The organism is Candidatus Avelusimicrobium stercoris, assembly GCF_002437085.1.
Classification (GTDB): domain Bacteria; phylum Elusimicrobiota; class Elusimicrobia; order Elusimicrobiales; family Elusimicrobiaceae; genus Avelusimicrobium; species Avelusimicrobium stercoris.
The window spans coordinates 35,652-55,070 of sequence record NZ_DJOA01000015.1 but is presented as its reverse complement, the minus strand read 5'-3'; the positions used below and the strand labels follow the sequence as shown (position 1 = coordinate 55,070).

Below are 19,419 nucleotides of genomic sequence, written 5' to 3'. Positions count from 1 at the left end.
AACAAAACAACCCCTTTATGAATAACTACCCAAAAGACAACGACAAACAACAGATCCCGGATAAAAACCTTCCGGGATGACGACGGGGAAAAGGCTGTTATAAAAATGGGGGGCATTCTGAACTGGCGGTCTGCAAGGTTTTCAGAATCTACATCTTGGGTAGTTGCCATTAGGTCCACCAACAACAACACAATCGGTAGATCCTGAAATAAATTCAGGATAACCTACTTTTGTTAATAACGGCAGCGGCAAACACAAAAGTAAAGCCCTCTAAAAACTTATCAGAGGGCTTTGACTTTTGAATTTGTAAACCGCTTTATTACAGCGGGATATTACCCTTATGCGGGTTTTTGCGCGGGTCGCGCTTGCCTTTCAGCACCGCAAACGCACGGATAATTTTACTGCGCGCGTCAGAAGGCTCAATAATCTCGTCAATAGACCCGTTGGTCGCCGCCTGATAGGGCGAAGCGAACTTGTCGGAATACTGCTGGGTCATCTTCTGTTTGAGTTCCTCTTTCTTGGCGGGGTCTTGCTCGGCCTTCAAATCGCGCGAGTACAAAATTTCCACCGCACCGCGCGGGCCCATTACTGCAATTTCCGCGCTGGGGAACGCAAAGTTGAAATCCCCACGCAAGTATTTAGAACCCATTGCAATATACGCACCGCCGTAGGCTTTGCGCAAAACGAGTGTAACTTTGGGAATAGACGCCTCGGAATACGCGTACAAAAGTTTCGCGCCGTGGCGGATAATACCACCGTGTTCCTGTTGCACGCCAGGGAGATATCCCCCCGTGTCCACCAGCGTCAAGAGCGGGATATTAAACGCATTTAAGAAGCGGATAAAGCGCGCGGCCTTGTCGCTTGCGTCGCTATCCAGCGCACCGCCCAAGCAGGCCGGGTTGTTGGCTACCACGCCGACCACTTGGCCGCCCAAGCGGATAAAGCCTGTAACGACGTTTTTAGCAAAATTCTGGTGGATTTCAAAGAAGCCGAAATCGTCGGCCAAACGCCAAATAACGTGGTGAATACGGAACGCCTTCTTGGGGTCCATTTCGCACACGCGTTCCAACACCGGAACTTGGCGGGAAGCCAAATCGCTGGTGGTGTCTAACGGCGGGTTTTCCTCACAGTTTTGCGGCAGGAAAGATAGAAGTTCGCGCACTTGGCGGAAGCAGTCCTGCTCCGACTTGGCGACAAACTGGCACACACCGCTCTTTTCGCTGTGCGGGCGGGAACCGCCCAAGGTATCAAAATCTACTTCTTCGCCGGTGGCCGCCTTCACAGCGCCCGGGCCCGTGATGAACATATGGCTGATACCTTCCACCATAAAAATAAAATCGGTAAGCGCCGGGGAATAAGCCGCACCACCCGCGCAAGGGCCTAAAATAACAGAAATCTGCGGGATTACGCCGGAGGCTTTTACGTTGCGGTAAAAAATTTCACCGTAACCGTTCAAACTGTCCACGCCCTCTTGAATACGGGCGCCCCCGGAATCGTACAAACCGATTACCGGGATTTTGGCTTCCAATGCGCGGTCCATTAACGCCGCAATTTTTTTGGCGTGAGCCAACCCGAGCGAGCCGCCCAGTTGCGTAAAGTCCTGCGCGAACAGAGCCACTTCGCGCCCGTTAATACGGCCAAAACCGGTAATTACACCGTCGCCCTTGATATGTTTATCTTTAATACCAAAGTCGCTGCAAGAACTTTCCATTAAACTTTTGATTTCTAAAAAACTGTCTTTGTCCAGCAGGTAAGAAATACGTTCGCGGGCGGTCATCTTGCCTTTGTCCTTCTGGGCTTTGATGCGCGCCTCGCCGGCGCCTTTTAGGGCGTCTTGGGAAATTTGTCTAAACTTAACTAAACTGGCCGGAGCGGGCTGGTCCGACGGCTTGTCTAATCTGGGATCTTCAAAAAGTTCAATCATTGCTCCCTCCAAATCTGTCTTACTTATATTTTACTAAATAACCGGGCTGATTTTCCCGCAGGCCTGCGTAAACATAAAACCGGGAACCAACTCCCACGTTTTTATTTCCAACGCCGGGCGGCCCAGTTTTTCGTAAGCGGCCAACGCCGGGCCGTAAAATTCCGCGTGGCCGTTTACGCACCGCACATCATAACTATTTAAAGAAAGCCCCGTGCCCAGCACCTTTACAAGTGCTTCCTTTTGGGTCCACAAGGCCGTTAAAAAGGTATCACTTTTTTCTGTCAGTTCCGTGGGGTGGAAAAAATCCTTGGCCCACGCCTCTATGCGGTGTACGGTTTTTTCCAAATCTATGCCCAAAACGGTATCTTCTTTGGCTAACCCCGCTACGGCAAAACCGTGGCTGTGCGTAATGCTAAACGCCAGCGGGCTGTCTTTTCCCCCCACCCGCAAAAGCGGTTTTCCGCTTGGCTGGGGTAAAATTTCTATCTCTTTTTTATCCACGCCCGTGGCTTGCTGCACAAGTTCCTTTAACGCAAATCTGCCCCCGAGCCACTCCGTACGGCGTTTAGGAAAGCGGAGCGTTTGAAAAAACGCACTTTCCTTCGCGCCCAGGATTTTTTCGGCCGGGGGCAGATTATTTAAATCAACAACTTTCAGTTGGCAGGACATCGCGCCTTATTGGCCGATAGCCTGATAGCCGTGAATTTCCACCCACACATTGCCCTGCGCATCAAACACATAGGCGTCGTGGAGGGTTTTTCCGTCGGCGGTGTTACCGCGGTTCACGCCGTACAAATACAACTGGGCGGGCGGTACTTGTTTATTGAGTACGGCCACTTCGGCGATACCGTCGGGCAACGTCATTTTGTGCTCAATGCTCATATCCTGGAAGCCGCAGCATTGGAACGCCGCTTCAATCAGCATCGGGTTAGCGAGCAAGGTGCGCGGGCCGTCGTTCCATTGCGGGCGCGGAGTCGTGTGGTAAACCGCCAAGGAAGCGTGTTTATCTACGCGGACAATCCCGGCCAACACTTGGAAGGAAGGACCGTGGAAATACTTTTTATAAATTTCTTCTTTGCTTACGCTCATCGGGGCGTTGAGGCCCGTCATCGCTTCGGCTTTTACGGAGTCCCAAGTGGAAACAAAGGAACCCAGCGTATGCGCGGTAAAGTGGCGGCGGGTGTTACCCATCTTCACGCCCTTGCTGTTAATGAAGTCGCTTTCAATTTCCATAGAGGCTTCATTACCAGAGGCTTTACCGATTACGCGCACGGCTTGCGGGCGGTTTCTTAACAGTTTAATCGGCAGGTAGAAGTGAACATCCTTTAATCCCTGCGGGACCTCGCCCGTGAGCGCGGTAGCCGTTTCCATAAACGTTTCAATGCCCATTACGCCCGGCACATACGGCGTGCCCTCAATGGCGTGGTCGGCCAAGTACGGGTCGGAATTTAAGTTAAATTCTTTTTCCAAATGGATTTCGGAACCCTTTTGGAGCGATTTTACTTCGCCCAAAAAGTGCGTAGCCTTGGCAGAATCTACCGCCGGAGCCGCCGCTTTGGGGGCAGCCGCCGGAGCGGCGGGCGTATTGCCGCCGTTGGCGGAGTCATCGGAGCCGTTGTCTGCGGCTCCGATTTCGTCCCATTCAAACTTTAACTGATGGTCCCAGTCCAAGCGGCCCAACGAACCCGTGAGCACGATTTCCGGCACGCGTCCATAGACGATTTCGTCCAAGAAGATTTGCATACCGTCTTCGGGGTCCACAAAGTCCACACCGTTGGAGCGCAAGAAGGTTTCCACACCGGCACGCACGCCCATACCTACATTTTTGTAAGCACTCATAGCAATGCTGATGGCGCGGTAGCCTTGGTTAGACAAGGACAAGGCAGATTTGGCCAAGTAGTCGTTGGCGCTAGCGTAGTCGCTCTGGCCCAAGTTGCCGTATTTACCGGCAATAGAGGAGGCAAAGGCGAAGAAGCCGTCGTCGCGGACAATGTTGTTAGCCAAGAACGTGGCAAAACTCGTGGCTTTTACGTCAAAGATACGGTAATATTCAGCCGGGTCTTTATCGTAAATCAGTTTGGAGCGTTCCAAGCCCGCAAAGTGGATGAGCCCATCCACGCGGCCGTTTTTGGCTTTAATCTTGGTGCAAACTTCCTTCATCATAGAGGAGTTCATCACGTCGCAATGGTAGTATTCCACTTCGCTACCCAAGTTGCGCAGTTTCTGCAAGTTGTTATAGAGCGTAATGGAATCCTTCACACGGCCGAAAGCGCGTTCCAACATTACCGGGGTAGCCTTTTTGGTCGGATCGGCTTTGAGGTCTTCCCAGATTTGTTTTTTGAGCGCGGCCAGTTCGGCTTCGTTCATAGAAGCCCACAACGGTGTTTTTTCTTGGATTTCAATAATATCCAAGACGATGATTTTGCTGTGGTATTGGGCGGCAATCTTTTGGGAAAGCATCGCACCAATACCGCGGCCGGAACCCGTGAAGATAATGGTTTTACCGGCGAGGTCAAAGTGTTTGACGCTCTTATCCAAGCGGGTCGGCAAGGAGAGAATCGTGGAGCGCACGTTGTCTCTCGTACCAATCATCAGGCGCATATCGCCGTGGAGCACTTCGTCCATCGTCTTTTGGGCCATTTCGTCCGGCGTGGCGGTGGGTTCAAAGTCCATTAATTTGCTAATGGCGCCCGTGCGTTCGTACACGTCTTTGCGGTAGCAGGTGGTACCGCCCGTGAGCGCGCCCACAATCGGGTTAAACTCATCCTTGGTCGTGTAGCCGAAGTTACCGTCAATCTTGGTGTTCACCGCAAAGAACGTATCGGCGTCCTGGCGGTTAGCAAGGCCCTTTTCAAATACGCGCAACGCAATGAACAGCGGCATTACGTATTTGGTCAGTTCGGCGTGCGGGCTGGCTTTTTTATCAAATTTCTTAATCGTAGCGCCCAACAGATATACGATACCTTGGATGTTCGGATCCTCGGCTTCGTAGGCTTTCAAGGCCGCTTCGGTCTCTTCGTACGATTCCCAATTTACAATGGTCGTATTTTTGCTGCGGGTTTTGAGCGTGGTAAATACGTGGTATTTTACGCCCAATTCTTTAAATTCTTCCGCATACGCCTTAATCAGTTGGGAATTATCGGCAAACAACAACACCGTGCGGTCCTTGGACAAGCGTCTGTTTTCGCGTTCCGTAAGCGGCGCATCGGCCACCGTGGTAACATAGCGCAATTTCTTTTCGTGGCAATGTTCGCCCTGATAACCTTCTCTTTCGGGGCGTTCCGCCAGCGAGAAATGCTTTTCAATCGGAGCCGTCGGGTTGGTAATCAACGCATCTTCCTGCGGTTTACCAATGTGTTCGGCAATAATGTGGGCCGGCTTTTTAATAAGTTTCGGTGCGGGCGCAACAGACGCTTCCACGGCAGGAGCGGGTTTTACTTCTGCTTTGGCCGGTTCGGTTACGACGGGTTTTTCTTCCGTAGGAAGCGGGAGCACAGCAGGTTTATCTGCCACCGGAGCGGTTACCGCCGCAGACTTGCCACCCGCATTAGCCAAGGCAAAGTTAATGCAATGGCGGATTGTCGGGTAGTCCTTCAACTGGATACCTTCCTGCTGGGCAATGCCATAGTGTTCGCGCATTGCGGCAAAGAGTTCAGCCTGTTTCACGGTATCAATACCGAGGTCGGCTTCCATATCCAAGTCCAAATCCAACATATCTTCCGGGTAGCCCGTCTTTTCGGCGACCATTTTAACGATTTCTTTCGTTACGCTGGCTTCATCCAACGCTACCGCCGGTTTAGCGGCAGGAGCGGGCTGTACAGCCGGAGCAGGAGCAACCGCAGGTTGCGCCACAGGAGCCGGGGCTATTACGGGTTGAGCCGCAACAGCCGCCGGAGCGGGGGCCGCAGCCGCAGGTTTGCCCGCATTTGCGAGCACAAATTTGATGCAATGGCGGATCGTCGGATAGTCCTTCAACTGGATACCATCTTGCTGGGCAATGCCATAGTGTTCGCGCATTGCGGCAAAGAGTTCAGCCTGTTTCACGGTATCAATACCGAGGTCGGCTTCCATATCCAAGTCCAAGTCTAACATATCTTCGGGGTAACCCGTCTTTTCAGCAACCATTTTGACAACTTCTTTGGTTACCGTCGCTTCATCAAGCGCGGCCACAGGTTTAGCGGCAGCCACAGGGGCTACCACCGCCGCCGGAGCCTGTACAGGAGCCGGGGCAGGCGTTACCGCCGCTTGGGCCACCGCAGGAGCGGCCACAGGAGCCGTGGCTTTACCCGCATTTGCGAGCACAAATTTAATGCAATGGCGGATCGTCGGATAATCCTTCAACTGGATACCTTCCTGCTGGGCAATGCCGTAATGTTCGCGCAAGGCGGCAAAGAGTTCAGCCTGTTTCACGGTATCAATACCGAGATCGGCTTCCATATCCAAGTCAATATCCAACATATCTTCCGGATAACCCGTCTTTTCAGCCACCATACCTACTACTTCTTTCGTTACGCTGGCTTCGTCCAACGCGGCCGCAGGTTTAGCGGCAGGAGCCACAGCGGCTTGCGCCACAGGAGCGGCGACCGGTGCTTGTACAGCCGGAGCCGGGGCTACCGCAGGCGCGGGAGCGGCCACAGGTGCCACAGCCGCAGGTTTGCCCGCGTTAGCGAGCACAAATTTAATGCAATGGCGGATCGTCGGATAGTCCTTCAACTGGATACCATCTTGCTGGGCAATGCCATAATGCTCACGCAACGCGGCAAAAAGTTCAGCCTGCTTCACGGTATCAATACCAAGGTCGGCTTCCATATCTAGGTCAATATCCAACATATCTTCCGGATAGCCCGTCTTTTCAGCAACCATTTTGACAACTTCTTTGGTTACGCTGGCTTCGTCCAACGCGGTCGCAGGTTTAGCGGCAGGAGCCACAGCGGCTTGCGCCACAGGAGCGGCGACCGGGGCTTGTACAGCCGGAGCCGGGGCTACCGCAGCCGCAGGCTTGCCCGCGTTAGCGAGCACAAATTTAATGCAATGGCGAATCGTCGGATAGTCCTTTAACTGGATACCGTCTTGCTGGGCAATGCCATAATGCTCACGCAACGCAGCAAAGAGTTCGGCTTGTTTCACCGTATCAATGCCGAGATCGGCTTCCATATCCAGGTCAATATCCAACATATCTTCGGGGTAACCCGTTTTTTCGCCAACCATTTTGACGACTTCTTTGGTTACGCTGGCTTCGTCCAACGCGACCGCCGGAGCGGCCACAGGCGCGGGCGTTACCGTCGCTTGGGCTACCGCAGGCTGCGCCGCAGGAGCGGCCACAGGGGCCGCAGTTTTGGCTTCGTGGGCGTGAATCGTGTTCACTTTATCCACAAACGCCTGAGAGCCTTCCATCACCAAGGCGGGTTTTACGCCGTGGCGATAATTGTCTTTAATGCGCAAGGTGTTCTGCACGACTTCCAACACCGGGGCTTCCTGGCCGGAAATAGCTTTCAGCCAAGCCGCGTGTTTGGCTTCGTCGGCGATACGGGGTTCACCCTCTTGCCACACTTTTTCAAGTAACGTCATACCCAGTTGGGAACCAAACCCGGCGGCTAAGCGCAAGGCGTATTTAAAGTTATAGTGGCCACCTTTGCTAAGCGTAATACCTTCCAATTCGGGGTCGGCTTCTTTAAAGTTTGCAATCGGCGGTACGAGGCCCGTGTTCAGGCAGCGCACGGCGATGGCGTCTTCCAACCCGGCACCCATAGAGTGCCCGGTGAAACCCTTGGTGTTGCTGACGATAACACTGCTGACGTCCTTACCAAAGGTAGATTTAAGCGCATACGCTTCGGCGCTGGCGGAACCGCCGCGGGCAGGCGTATAGGTTTCGTGAGAGATGAACACCAACTGTTTGGCAATGTCGGAGCGGTTCAAGCCATATTCCTGTTCCGCGTGGGTTACCAAGCGGTTCATTACCTGGGCAACGTGGCCCACGTCCAAGCGGGTTACGTGGAAACCGCTGTTGGCGATTTCGGTGGACAAAAGTTTAGCCAACGGCTTCATACCGCGTTTGGCTACTTCGGCTTCGTCTTCCACTACTAAGGAGACCGCACCCATACCCACAATCATACCGTTGCGGCGGCGGTCAAAAGGCAAGGCGGCCTTGGTAACGTCGGCTTCCGTGGTAGCGGCGCCGGAGGCCAAGAAGGCCGTCAAAATCCACTCAGACACATTATCATTGGTAATGTCGTCGGCGCTGATAACGATAACGCGTTTGCAGCGGCCGAGTTTAATCCAGTCCTGCGCCACAGCAATCGCCTGGGCGGTGGAAGCGCAAGCGGCGCTCATAGCCGTCGCCGGGCCGCGGGCGCGGATCCATTGGCAGAAGTGGCAATGGGCAATGATAATAGTCTTTAAAATAAATTCCGAGGTAAAGGCTTCGGGTTCAATTTCTTTATCTTTAAAATTATCTCTGTACCAAGCCTCAATTTCGGCTTTGAGGGCCGGGTCGGAAATTTGGGCAACAAATTTATCGCAAAACGCGCGGACTTCTTTGGCGGTTTTGTTGTTAAGCAAACCGGCCACACGTTTGGAGAGATCGCCCATCATACTGTTGGCCACCGGGAAAGCGGAGGTGAAAATCACACCCGTTTCGTCAATCATTTCAGCCGGCAGACCCCAGCGGTCCGGCAAGTAGCCGCCCGTAGAGGTGGGTTTGTAATAAAGCACCAACGGGATACCCGCGTCCTTCAAGGCCAAGATACCAGCGGCAATGGCCAGCTGGAAACTACGGTCCATAGAGCGGACCCATTTGGCGGGCAGGCCAAATTCTTTTTCCAAGTCAAACGCGCCGCCCTTGGCCGCCAATTTAATGGCCTGCATCGGGGAGGTCAAGCGTTCAAAGCGGTGGTTGCCGTCTTTGGATTTGATAACAAATTCAACGTGTTTATCAATTTGTTTCTGCTGGATTTCCGCAGAGACAGGCTCAATCATATTGCGGCCGGAAAGAATTTCGTCCAGTACGCCCTCGCGGAAGATTTTATCCCAACTGCCGGGACCGCCAGCAGCAATACCGCTAATTACAACGGATTTTTTACCGTTGTTCGCGGCGGGCGCGGAAACTTTGCACGCGCAGGTTTTGGGGGTTTCGGTGGTGCCTTCGGTTTTTTCAACCGGGGTGGCATTGCCGGTTACCCAGTTTACAAAAGCCGGGTTAAAGGTATGGTTATCACCGTACATATCAGTACCAGTCCAATCCAAATGAATACCAGAGGAAATTAAGTTCGCAAACAAGTCGTTAAATTCCACAATACCGCCCTTTTTGGGGTGGTTGGAGGCCAACACTTTGATATCTTTTTTGTCAGACAAGGTGTTAGAGGCCAAGGCAGAAAGCACGCGTTTCGGGCCGCACTCTACAAACAAGCGCACGCCGGAATCATACGTGGTTTGGAGTTGTTTAATCCATTCCACAGAGTGCGAAATCTGCGTAACCATAAGGTCTTTGATTTTTTCGGGGTCGCTCGGGTAAAATTCCGCCGTAACGTTGGTCGTAATCGGCATCTTGGGGGCGTGGAAAGTAAGCGTATCCAAGAACGCGCGGTACTGCGGCATAGCCGGGCGCACGATAGCGGAGTGGAAGGCGTGCGAAACCGGGATTTGCACCGCCTGAATACCCATATCGGTAAACATCTTAATAGCATCGTCCACGGCTTTGCTGGCGCCCGCAATAACGGTCTGGGTCGGGCAGTTCTTGTTCGCTACGGCCACATAACCATTGATGCGCACGAGTTCGGGTTCTACGCGTTCCACGGGGGCCGCGATAGAAGCCATTTTACCGTTGTCTTCTACTTTAATTTCAGACATTACCTTACCGCGGGTGCAAACAGCCTTCAAACCGTTTTCAAAATCAAAAATCCCGGCAGCTACGGCGGCGGCGTATTCGCCCAAACTGTGGCCCATTACCACATCCGGCTTAATGCCGAACGAGGACAACAAGCGCATCATAGCGATATCGGCCGTAAGTACAGCGGGCTGGGTCATTTCGGTCTTTTTAATGGCGGCTTCGCGCACGGCGATTTGTTCTTTGGTTTCGCCGGGTTTGCTCCACAAGGTGTCCGTCAGGTTCTGTCCGATAATGTTCATCAGCAAGCGGTCGGCTTCGTCAAAGGTGTCCTGCACTACTTTATATTTGGAAGCCAAGTCCTTCATCATATCCACATACTGGGAACCCTGGCCGGGGAACATAAAGCAGACTTTCGGTTTGATTTCCGTCGGAGTGAAAGGATAAATGCCTTTCATACGCAGGTACAAGGATTCTTTTTCCCACACATCCTGGGTGGAAGCGGTTTTCTTGAAAAATTCAATTTTTTCTTTTAATTTTTCCGGGTTTTCCACGTTAATGGTTACCGCAAATTTGCCGGGTTTGGCCATATGGTTCTTGTAGGAAATGCTCGGCAAGTAAGTGGGATCATATTGGATAGCGACAACGGCTTTATCCAACACGTTAAAAAGTTCCTGTTTGGTGGCGGCGGAGAAAGTTAAAACGTCGCTCTGGATTTTTTCACCGGGAACGTGAAGGGTGTAACTGCTGCTCATAGTAGATTTCTCCTGTACGGGGGTTGAAACGGTGTGATGAGTGGCTTCTTCGGCCTGTTTCAAAAGGCCGTCGTTCATTTCTTCCATAGCCACGTGGAAGTTCGTGCCGCCAAAGCCGAACGCGGAAACGTTGGCGCGGCGCACTTTGTTGGTGCTCCACTCTTCCGTTTGCGTAATCACGCGGAAGGGGCAGGTGGTCCAATCCACAATCGGGTTGGGCGTTTTGAAATTGACAGACGGCGGCAACACCTTATTATATAAGGCGAGCGTCGTTTTGATTAAAGAAGCGATACCGGCCGCCGCTTTGGCGTGGCCGATTTGGCTCTTTACGCTGCCGAGGCCAATCGTACCCGGTTTGGCATACGGAGCAAAAAGTTCGGTCAAAGCGCCCAGTTCGGTAGCATCGCCTACGCGGGTACCCGTACCGTGCGCTTCAATCAGGCCTACATCACCGGGGGTGTAGTCCAACTGTTCAAACGCTTTTTCCACAGCCAATTTTTGGCCCTTGGGGTTCGGCGCGGTAATGCCTTTGCCTTTACCGTCGGAGGAAGCCCCCACGGCGCGGATAACGGCATACACGCGGTCGCCGTCTTTCACGGCGTCGGACAAGCGTTTCAAAATAACCATACCGGCGCCTTCGGCCATTACAAAGCCGTTTGCGCGGGCATCAAAGGGATAGGAGCCGTCTTCGGACAAGGCACCGATTTTGCAGAACTTAATATAAGCGGAGGGCGACATCATTTGGTCCACGCCGCCGGCTACGGCCATATCAAAGTTCCCCATACGCAGGCCGTTCACGGCCTGGTCAATAGCCGCCAAAGAGGTGGCGCAAGCGGCGTCCACCGCAAAGTTCGTGCCGTGCAAATCAAACACGTTGGCTACGCGGCCCGGAATAACGTTTGCCAGTTCGCCCGGCATAGAGTCTTCGTTAATCGGGGAAAATTTTTCGCGCACGCCCGCATCCATTTCGTCCAGCATTTTCTGGGCGTCGGCCGGGGCCAGCGACTTGAAAGAGGAGGTATTTTTGAGAATTTCGTACAAGAACGGACGGTTCAAGCGGGTGTTGGACATTTCGTTCTTCATACCGCCCATAGAGTTACCAATAATTACCGCGGTGCGGTTATGGTCATAGGCTTTTTTATCGTATCCGGCATCTTCCAAGGCCATACGGGTGGTTTCAATGGCCAGGTGCTGCACCGTGTCCATTTGCTTGGCAATTTGCGGGGGAATACGGTATTTTAAGGAATTAAATTTGAAACTTTGCGGAATAAAACCGCCGATTTTGGAGTACAGTTTGTCTTCTGCTTTGTGGTCGGGACTGTAAAAGAGATGGTAGTCCCAGTACGACGCGGGAATTTCGGTAATGCAGTATTTGCCTTCTTTAATGTTTGTCCAGAATTCGTCTTTGTTCAACGCTCCGGGCATAATCGCCCCAATACCAACAATGGCGATAGGTTCAAGGTTTTTATTTTTCATTTGTTCTCCTAACGTAAAATCCTCTTTCCTTGGCATACGTATATAGATATATTTTAGGAAATTTAGCAAGGCAAAACAAATTTTAAACCGTCTTTTTGCGCAAGAGTATTGACAAAATCTAATCCGTTTTGTCAGAATTTAACCTCTTTGCGCCCGGTTTTGGAAGGTTCTCCGTCCTAGACCGCATTTTTATCAAGAGAGCATTTTTTGCAAAATTAAGGCTGATTTTGCGTTTTTAAATAGTCCCAAACCAAAATATTTTTGCTTAAAATATTAAAACCGCCGCAAGTTTTGCGACGGTTTTAAGTAAGGATAAAGCAAATTTGGAACTATTTTTGCGTTTTTTCTTCCGCCACTTTCATATTTTCCAAGTCTTCAATCAGGCTTAACAAAGTGGGTTGGAGTTTGGTTACATATTCCTGTTCAAAGGTGCTCATACGCTGTTCCATACGGGCCATTTGTTTTGCCAAATCACCCGCAGATTTATCTTGCGCCATTTTGAGTTCTTCCAAACGGTAATGCAAACTTTTCACTTTTTCCTTTAAATCCGCTAAGTCCAAAGAGGACGAACCCTGCAACGATTGAAGCAGCGAAGCACGCGGTTTAAAGGCGGGCGGCTGGGCCACGGTTACAACAGTTAAATCCTCCACAGCCGGTTCAAAGTCCGTTTCGTGCGCCAAGGCCGCGCGGTACTTGGCCGTAAAAACGAACAGTAAAATAAAGCAAACGGTAAAACCGATAAGTTGTAAAATGACGGTAGTTTCCATAGTTTTTATAATACCATATTTTTAAGGTTCTGATACGCCCGTTATTTTGGGCGGACAATCACAAAACTGGCAAAAAACGCCCCCAGCGCAAACACCCCATATATAAGGTAGCGCCAAAAGGCCTTATCCGGCACCGGGCACAGCCAATAAAACAGCCCACACAGCACCAAAAAAGAAATAATTCCAAAAGTGTTAAATTTAAAAGTTAAGTGCATTTTTTGCTCCTATTTAATAACCGTGCCCGTTTGGCCCGTTTGATAGTGGACGATTCGTATTTCCACGCCTTTTTCCTTGGCCAGGCGCACGGCATCCGGGTGAAGCACACTCGCGCCGTTTAAGGCCAGTTTGTACATTTCGTCAAAATCCAGCACCTCGTATTTTTGCGCCTTTACGTCCTTATTAGGGTCTGCGGAATAAACGCCGTCCACGTCCTTAATCATTTCCACGTGGTCCGCGCCTAATTGGGCCGCCAAAAACACGGCGGACACATCACTCCCCCCACGCTTTAAGGTGGTAATTTCCTTATTCTCGCCAATGCCCTGAAATCCCGCCACAATGGGAACATTTCCGGCCTCAATTTCGTGCAATAAGCGGTCGCCCTTTAACTTTAAAATATCCGCGCCCGTATGGGTGCAAGTAGTAATAAGGCCGATTTGCGAGCCCGTCAGCGAGACGGACGGCACCCCCTTGGCCCGCAAGGCAATAGACAAAAGCGCCACGCTCACGCGCTCCCCGGTGGTAATCAGCATATCCAACTCGCGCTTATCCGGGTTAGGCGTAATACTAAACGCGTGGTCCAAAAGCACATCGGTCAAATTGCCGTTGGCGGAAGCCACCACCACCGGAATAAACCCGGCCGAGTAGCGGGCTTTAATCAAGTCCGCCGCCATTAAAAGTTTTTGTTTGTTGGCTAATGTGTTGCCGCCAAACTTCATAATACAAATCGGTTGCATAAATACTTAAATTCCCCTGCAAACATTATACCAAAGTAACCCATAAAGCCGCTTTACGCTTGCCGCAAAAAGAACTAATATATAGACAAACAGGAGGTTTGTATGAAAAGACTTGTACTTTTACGCCACGGGCAGAGCCAGTGGAATTTGGAAAACCGCTTTACGGGTTGGACGGATGTGGACTTAACGCCCCAAGGGGTGGAAGAGGCGTTAAACGCCGGAAAATTATTAAAGGACGCCGGATTTTATTTTGATGCGGCTTATACCTCTTATTTAAAACGCGCGGTAAAAACTTTAAACTGCGTGCTGGACGTGCTCAACCAAGATTGGCTGCCCGTGGAAAAAACGTGGCGCTTAAACGAAAAGCACTACGGCGCTTTGCAGGGCTTAAACAAAGCCGAAACCGCCAAAAAATACGGCGACGAACAGGTAAAACTGTGGCGGCGCAGTTATGATGTGCGCCCGCCCGCTTTAACCTTGGACGACCCGCGCGCCCCGCAAAATGACAAACGCTATGCGGGCGTAAACCCCAAGGATTTGCCGCTGACCGAAGCCCTGTGCGACACGGTAAACCGCATTTTGCCGTATTGGAACGAGGTGATTTTCCCGCATTTAAAAACGGCTAACGAAATTATTGTAGCGGCGCACGGAAACAGTTTGCGCGGAATTGTAAAACACCTTAAAAACATTTCGGACACGGACATTATCGGCCTCAATTTGCCGACGGGCGTGCCGTATGTGTTTGAGTTTTCGGATGACTTAAAACTGCAAAAGGATTATTTCTTAGGCGACGCGGAAGAAATCAAAAAGAAAATGGCCGCCGTTGCCAACCAAGGCAAGGCAAAGTAATACACTTAAAACAACTTGTCCGGCACCAAGTAAAAAATGGTTTTATGACCACAAGTCCTGCGGAAAAGATAAACTTGTCCGCAGGACTGTAATTTGAAAGCAATTTTTTAGTTCCAGTTTTTGCGCAATTTTTTAATTGCTTTTTTAAGTTCCGGCTTTAATACCGGGTCCACCAAATCAATAAACAATTTGCCGTCCAAGTGGTCCACTTCGTGTTGGAACGCCTTGGCCAGCAGACCGCGGGCGCGCTTGACTTGTTCTACCCCGTTTTCGTCGGTGTATTTTAAAGTTACGTCCGTCGCCCGCTTTACCTCCGCCCACAAACCAGGCAGAGAAAGGCACCCCTCTTCCTCCAACTTTTCCCCCCGCATAGAAAGAATTTCGGGGTTAATAATTACATATCTTTTTAAAGGGGCGTTTTCTTTATCACTTTCGGGGATTAAAATTACCGCCAAACGGTAATCCAGCCCAATTTGGTTGGCCGCCAAGCCAACGCCCTTAACCGCCAAACAAGTCTCCTCCATATCTTTTAGCAGTTGGGGCAGTTGCGGCTGCAACGCTTTAAAATCAACAGGTTTCAATTTTTGGCGCAGGATGTCCTCGCCGTATTTTGTTACACGCAATATTGCCATAAATTTATTCTAGCATAATTGGGCGCGGTCGGAAGCCCCGTCAGCGGGATAGGCGTTCGGCCACGGCCTGCGGGTCTTTTAAGGTAAGGAGTTCTTGGATAAAATCAGGGCGGAAGGTTTCAGCCAAAGCGGCCAATACCTGCAAGTGCTTTTGAAAGAAAGCCGGCTTGGCGGGCGATAAAAACAAAAACATCACGCGGATAGGCAAATTATTATGGTGTTCATCCAACACCGGGGCGGGCAACACGGCAAGAGCGGCGGAAAAATCGTCCAGTTCCTCCACGCGGGCGTGCGGAATAGCCAAGCCCGTATCCAGGGTGGTGCTGATACCTTTTTCGCGCTCCAACACTTGGGCAGTTACCTCAGGCGGGTTCAGGCGCGGATTCTTCCGGCAGGCCATACGCACCAAGGTTTCAATTAAGCCCTCTTTATTTAACCCTTCGGGCGCCACCAGCACATTTTGCGCCGAAATCAGGCTGCCCAGGTTCATTTTTGTTTGTTCTTTTAAAGCCATAATTCTAGGTTTTTATGGTAGCAAATAAGCCCCCCCGCTGGCAAGTTGCCAAAAAGCGGTTTTATTCCCCCTCTAAAAAAGATAGAATACATATATAATGACAGAGAACGAGTTGCAAACCCTTTTTAACACCCTTTCCGCAGGCCGCGTGCCCGGGAAACAGGATTTTAATGCTTCCAAGATGTTTTCCTTGCTGGAAGACCCTTTTAGCATTTGGTGCTTTTTTCACGCCCCCAAAGAAGAAGCCGTCCCGGAAACAAACCGCTACGAAAATTTAAAAATCCGCACGGACCGCACCGTCCGCGACCATTGGATTAAGCAGGAATTCCCGGGCGTGGTGTTTATCACGGGCGAAACGGAAAGCGAACGCTTTAAAAATACCTTGGCCGCGATGGCAAAGGGCGAAAGCGCCATCGCCAATGCCCTGCTGTGGAACCTGCCCGAAAGCACCTATGGCAGCGTGAATTTACTCGTCCGCTCCAACGACGCGCCCAGCGCGTGGGGCAACTATCATTATCACATTTTTCAATTTAAGCGGGCGCACGATTTAAAGGAACATTACGCCTTACAGGTGTGTTTGCTCAACCGTATGCTGGGCTGTGCACAAAAATATACACCCGCCAATACGCGCGTATTTCTGCGCGACCGCACGGTTGACGTCTGCTACGCCGACCATTGCGACCGCTTGGCGCGGGAACTGGCCTATTGGCGCAGTATCCGCGACGGCAAGGCCCGCCCGGAAGCACACAAGCCGCCTAAGGCTGCCAGCGCGCCGTGGCGCGTTTACGCCAACAAGGTAGTAGCCCAAAGCAAGGATTTATTAATGCTTCCCGGCCTAAATACCGAAATGCGCCAATGCCTTAAAATAAATGGGATGTTCACTACTGACGATGTGGCGCACGCCGGGTTGGAAAAATTACGGGGTATTTTGGAGGAGCCGCACGCCACGGATTCCTATTACAATTCCTTGGCGTATCTGTACAACAAACCCGTACTGCGCGAAGCGGGGCATTTTCCGCCGCCCGTAAAAAAATACAATTTGTATTTTGATTTTGAAGCCACGGAAACCTTCACCAAGGACAATGTTTCCTTCGTCTATTTAATCGGCATTTGGGACAAAGAGGAAGACAAATACGTCAGTTTTGTGGCCAAAACGCCGGAAGAAGAAATTAAAATCTTTGAACAGTTCTACGATTATATCAAGGATTTTTCCGACACAGCCCTCTACCATTGGACGGAATACGAAGTAAAAAAGATGAAGAATCTGGCCGGAAAAAACCCGAAGGACGAAGCCAAATTAAAGGCGCTCTGTTCCATTTGCTACGACTTAAAGGTTTCCGTCAACAAGCAGTTCTACTTACCCGCGCCCAGTTTTTCGCTCAAAGCGGCTGCGCCCGCCTTTGGCTTTAACTGGCGGCAGGATGACTGCGGTGCAATGGACAGTATGGTCTATTTTACTAACTGGCTGAAAACCGGCAACCAAGATTTGCTCAATAAAGTATTGATGTATAACGAGGACGACTGCAAAGCAATGCTCATCCTTGAAAACAAATTAAAGGAAGCCGACGTACTGGACCTGAAAAAATGAAGAAAGAATTTGCCGTACTCCAAGAGTGCTTACAAGCCGCGGCCAAGATTGTACGCAAGAATTTTGGCAAGGTGGGCTACGAATTAAAGGGCAAGGCCAACTTGGTTACCAAGGCCGATGTTGCCAGCCAAAAGGCCGTTTTGGCCCTGATTAAAAAGAATTTCCCCGAGCACGACTATTTAGCCGAGGAAAACGGTGTAAAAAGCACAGGGGCGGATTACACTTGGGTGATTGACCCGATTGACGGCACCACCAATTTTGCACATACTTTTCCGCAATGCAGCGTATCTGTTGCGCTTTTCTACAAAAATGAACCCGTTTTGGGCGGCGTAGTAAACCCGGCCACGGGCGAAACCTTTTTGGCCCAAAAGGGCAAGGGTGCCACGCTAAACGGCAAAAGAATACACGTTTCCAAAACGGCTAAATTGGAACAATCCTTATTGGTTACAGGGTTCCCGTATGACCGCTTTACGCGGCTGCCGATGTTGCTAAACCGCTTTGGACGCTTTTTAAACTCCTGCCACGATGTACGCCGCTTGGGCTCCGCCGCGCTGGACTTGTGCTGGCTGGCCGCCGGGCGTTTGGACGGCTATTGGGAAGACAATTTGAACCCGTGGGACGTCAGCGCGGGCGTGCTTATCCTGCAAGAAGCAGGCGGAAAGGTTACGGATTATTCCGGCAAGAAATACAAAAAAATAAAAGACTTTGGGCACACGATTTTGGCCTCTAACGGCAAAATTCACGCGCAAATGCTCAAAATTATTAAAGAGACTGAAAAATAAGAGTTAAACACTTTTGAAAAGGACCGCCAAAAAGCGGTCCTTTTTTGTTGTATCAGCAGCGGGGGTGTGCTATAATTTTAAATAGGGTTTTATTTATAAGGGGTTTTTATGTCTATCAACGTAGTGAAACAGTACAGCGTCTTCCTGATAAATGAACCGGGTGCGCTCAAAAATTTTGCCGAATTATTCGTGCGCGAAAATGTGGACGTAATCGCTATTTCGCAGGACGTCCGCTACGATGCGGCCGTCGTCCGCCTAGTGGTGAAATACGACCAGGAAATCAGCCACGCGCTGACGAAGGCGGGTTTTACCAGCGTAAAGACGGACGCTATCTGCATAGACACCGTCAACCGCGTAGGACTCTTGCGGGACATCGGCGCGGTACTCTCCGGCCACGGCATTAATATCACTACTATTTATGGTACCGCCGGAGCGGGCCCCAACAGCCGCTGGATTGTGGTGGTGAACGACATTACCAAAGCCCTCAACGCGCTGGAAAGTTCCGGCATATTTGAATAAAAAATTTAAATAGAAATTTGCTTATGAAAAAGCCCCGCAATCCGCGGGGCTTTTTATGTCAGTTCATCACATAACAATCGTATTCAGGCTCCAAACAAGTTACTTCTTTACTGGAAAAAGATTTACAAACACTTCTTGCCAAAGAACCGCTGGGCTCCTCTTTTTCCACCTGACAATTTAAAGTCTTATTTTTATAATAATATATCCACCAAGAACGCATACCTGTTCTTTCGTTATAAATTTGTATTCGGGAATCGTCCTCATCCCCATCGGCCAAGGATTCTAAATAAAAATTATCGGTACTTGGAATAGAGATATCCAAGGCCTCCATATCGTCGGTATATTCGCCATTTGCCAAGTAATAGGCTTCTTCGGCCTGAATAGCCGCCCGAATCATAGTTAAGGCCTCAGTGGCGCGGCTTTTTTCTACGGCTTTGTTGTATTGTGGCAACGCAACAGCCGACAAAACACCAATAATGAGAACAACTACCAACAATTCAATAAGGGTAAAACCTGACGTTGCCGTGCCTTGCAGGCGGCACCCTAGCGGGCCGCCGATTTTCCGCTCTCTTTTGATTAGAGAAGCCGCATTGTTTTTGTAATGTCGCAAGCCAACGAAACGGCAACAATAAAAAATACATCTTTTGTCGTCATCCCGGAAGGTCTTTATCCGGGATCTGTTGTTGTAGTTGTCATCCCAGGCGTGAACCTGGGATCCAGTCTGTTTATTAGAAAAACTCCTTATTTTATTTCTGGATTCCAGGTTCCCGCTTGTATGCGGGCCCTGGAATGACAACAATGACAATAAAACATCACTAAATCCTTTCATTTTTTCTCC

13 protein-coding genes are annotated in these 19,419 nt (G+C 50.6%); 4 read left to right on the top strand and 9 right to left on the bottom strand.

What is annotated here, in order from left to right; all coding sequences use genetic code 11:
* Positions 1–319: 319 nt before the first annotated feature.
* From B2118_RS02665 to B2118_RS02640, 6 genes are all read right to left on the bottom strand, one after another.
* Positions 320–1,924 carry an acyl-CoA carboxylase subunit beta gene (locus B2118_RS02665; RefSeq protein ID WP_428053098.1) on the bottom strand — a complete coding sequence of 535 codons (1,605 nt, stop codon included), beginning with the start codon at positions 1,922–1,924 and terminating at the stop codon, positions 320–322.
* 33 nt (positions 1,925–1,957) lie between these two features.
* The gene (locus tag B2118_RS02660) at positions 1,958–2,593 is read right to left on the bottom strand and encodes a 4'-phosphopantetheinyl transferase family protein (protein ID WP_428053096.1); all 636 of its coding nucleotides are present in this window, start codon (positions 2,591–2,593) and stop codon (positions 1,958–1,960) included.
* Positions 2,594–2,599: 6 nt separating this feature from the next.
* Positions 2,600–11,977: an SDR family NAD(P)-dependent oxidoreductase gene (locus tag B2118_RS02655; RefSeq protein ID WP_428053094.1), complete on the bottom strand. Its 9,378-nt coding sequence runs from the start codon at positions 11,975–11,977 to the stop codon at positions 2,600–2,602.
* A gap of 329 nt (positions 11,978–12,306) precedes the next feature.
* Positions 12,307–12,744 (bottom strand): hypothetical protein, encoded by a 438-nt coding sequence (locus tag B2118_RS02650; protein ID WP_428053092.1) that lies wholly within the window; start codon positions 12,742–12,744, stop codon positions 12,307–12,309.
* 41 nt (positions 12,745–12,785) lie between these two features.
* Positions 12,786–12,959 (bottom strand): hypothetical protein, encoded by a 174-nt coding sequence (locus tag B2118_RS02645; RefSeq protein WP_428053090.1) that lies wholly within the window; start codon positions 12,957–12,959, stop codon positions 12,786–12,788.
* A gap of 9 nt (positions 12,960–12,968) precedes the next feature.
* Positions 12,969–13,697, bottom strand: coding sequence for a hypothetical protein (locus B2118_RS02640; protein ID WP_428053089.1), 729 nt, complete (start codon positions 13,695–13,697; stop codon positions 12,969–12,971).
* A 102-nt stretch (positions 13,698–13,799) separates the two neighbouring features.
* On the opposite strand from B2118_RS02640, the gene gpmA reads away from it, so the two are divergent.
* Positions 13,800–14,546 (top strand): 2,3-diphosphoglycerate-dependent phosphoglycerate mutase, encoded by a 747-nt coding sequence (gene gpmA / locus B2118_RS02635; protein WP_428053087.1) that lies wholly within the window; start codon positions 13,800–13,802, stop codon positions 14,544–14,546.
* Positions 14,547–14,653: 107 nt separating this feature from the next.
* On the opposite strand, the gene def is transcribed toward gpmA, so the two are convergent.
* The gene (gene def, locus B2118_RS02630) at positions 14,654–15,178 is read right to left on the bottom strand and encodes a peptide deformylase (RefSeq protein ID WP_177748746.1); all 525 of its coding nucleotides are present in this window, start codon (positions 15,176–15,178) and stop codon (positions 14,654–14,656) included.
* A gap of 40 nt (positions 15,179–15,218) precedes the next feature.
* On the bottom strand, positions 15,219–15,692 hold the full coding sequence (locus tag B2118_RS02625) for a PTS sugar transporter subunit IIA (protein WP_428053085.1): 474 nt from the start codon (positions 15,690–15,692) through the stop codon (positions 15,219–15,221).
* Positions 15,693–15,789: 97 nt separating this feature from the next.
* Between B2118_RS02625 and B2118_RS02620 the strand changes: the two genes are divergently transcribed.
* The 3 genes from B2118_RS02620 to B2118_RS02610 all read left to right on the top strand — a co-directional run bounded on the left by B2118_RS02620 (position 15,790) and on the right by B2118_RS02610 (position 18,581).
* On the top strand, positions 15,790–17,280 hold the full coding sequence (locus B2118_RS02620; protein ID WP_428053083.1) for a TM0106 family RecB-like putative nuclease: 1,491 nt from the start codon (positions 15,790–15,792) through the stop codon (positions 17,278–17,280).
* The gene (locus B2118_RS02615; protein WP_428053080.1) at positions 17,277–18,062 is read left to right on the top strand and encodes an inositol monophosphatase family protein; all 786 of its coding nucleotides are present in this window, start codon (positions 17,277–17,279) and stop codon (positions 18,060–18,062) included. Before B2118_RS02620 ends, B2118_RS02615 begins: the two co-directional genes overlap by 4 nt.
* 108 nt (positions 18,063–18,170) lie before the next feature.
* Positions 18,171–18,581 (top strand): hypothetical protein, encoded by a 411-nt coding sequence (locus B2118_RS02610; protein WP_428053078.1) that lies wholly within the window; start codon positions 18,171–18,173, stop codon positions 18,579–18,581.
* Between the two features lie 58 nt (positions 18,582–18,639).
* Here the strand turns inward: B2118_RS02610 and B2118_RS02605 are convergent, their stop codons facing one another.
* The gene (locus tag B2118_RS02605; protein WP_428053076.1) at positions 18,640–19,410 is read right to left on the bottom strand and encodes a type IV pilin protein; all 771 of its coding nucleotides are present in this window, start codon (positions 19,408–19,410) and stop codon (positions 18,640–18,642) included.
* Between the last annotated feature and the right edge of the window lie 9 nt (positions 19,411–19,419).

Coding starts and splice junctions, on each gene's coding strand:
- B2118_RS02665 (WP_428053098.1), bottom strand. CDS start 1,924: ATGATTGAACTTTTTGAAGATCCCAGATTAGACAAGCCGTCGGACCAG.
- B2118_RS02660 (WP_428053096.1), bottom strand. CDS start 2,593: ATGTCCTGCCAACTGAAAGTTGTTGATTTAAATAATCTGCCCCCGGCC.
- B2118_RS02655 (WP_428053094.1), bottom strand. CDS start 11,977: ATGAAAAATAAAAACCTTGAACCTATCGCCATTGTTGGTATTGGGGCG.
- B2118_RS02650 (WP_428053092.1), bottom strand. CDS start 12,744: ATGGAAACTACCGTCATTTTACAACTTATCGGTTTTACCGTTTGCTTT.
- B2118_RS02645 (WP_428053090.1), bottom strand. CDS start 12,959: ATGCACTTAACTTTTAAATTTAACACTTTTGGAATTATTTCTTTTTTG.
- B2118_RS02640 (WP_428053089.1), bottom strand. CDS start 13,697: ATGCAACCGATTTGTATTATGAAGTTTGGCGGCAACACATTAGCCAAC.
- gpmA (WP_428053087.1), top strand. CDS start 13,800: ATGAAAAGACTTGTACTTTTACGCCACGGGCAGAGCCAGTGGAATTTG.
- def (WP_177748746.1), bottom strand. CDS start 15,178: ATGGCAATATTGCGTGTAACAAAATACGGCGAGGACATCCTGCGCCAA.
- B2118_RS02625 (WP_428053085.1), bottom strand. CDS start 15,692: ATGGCTTTAAAAGAACAAACAAAAATGAACCTGGGCAGCCTGATTTCG.
- B2118_RS02620 (WP_428053083.1), top strand. CDS start 15,790: ATGACAGAGAACGAGTTGCAAACCCTTTTTAACACCCTTTCCGCAGGC.
- B2118_RS02615 (WP_428053080.1), top strand. CDS start 17,277: ATGAAGAAAGAATTTGCCGTACTCCAAGAGTGCTTACAAGCCGCGGCC.
- B2118_RS02610 (WP_428053078.1), top strand. CDS start 18,171: ATGTCTATCAACGTAGTGAAACAGTACAGCGTCTTCCTGATAAATGAA.
- B2118_RS02605 (WP_428053076.1), bottom strand. CDS start 19,410: ATGAAAGGATTTAGTGATGTTTTATTGTCATTGTTGTCATTCCAGGGC.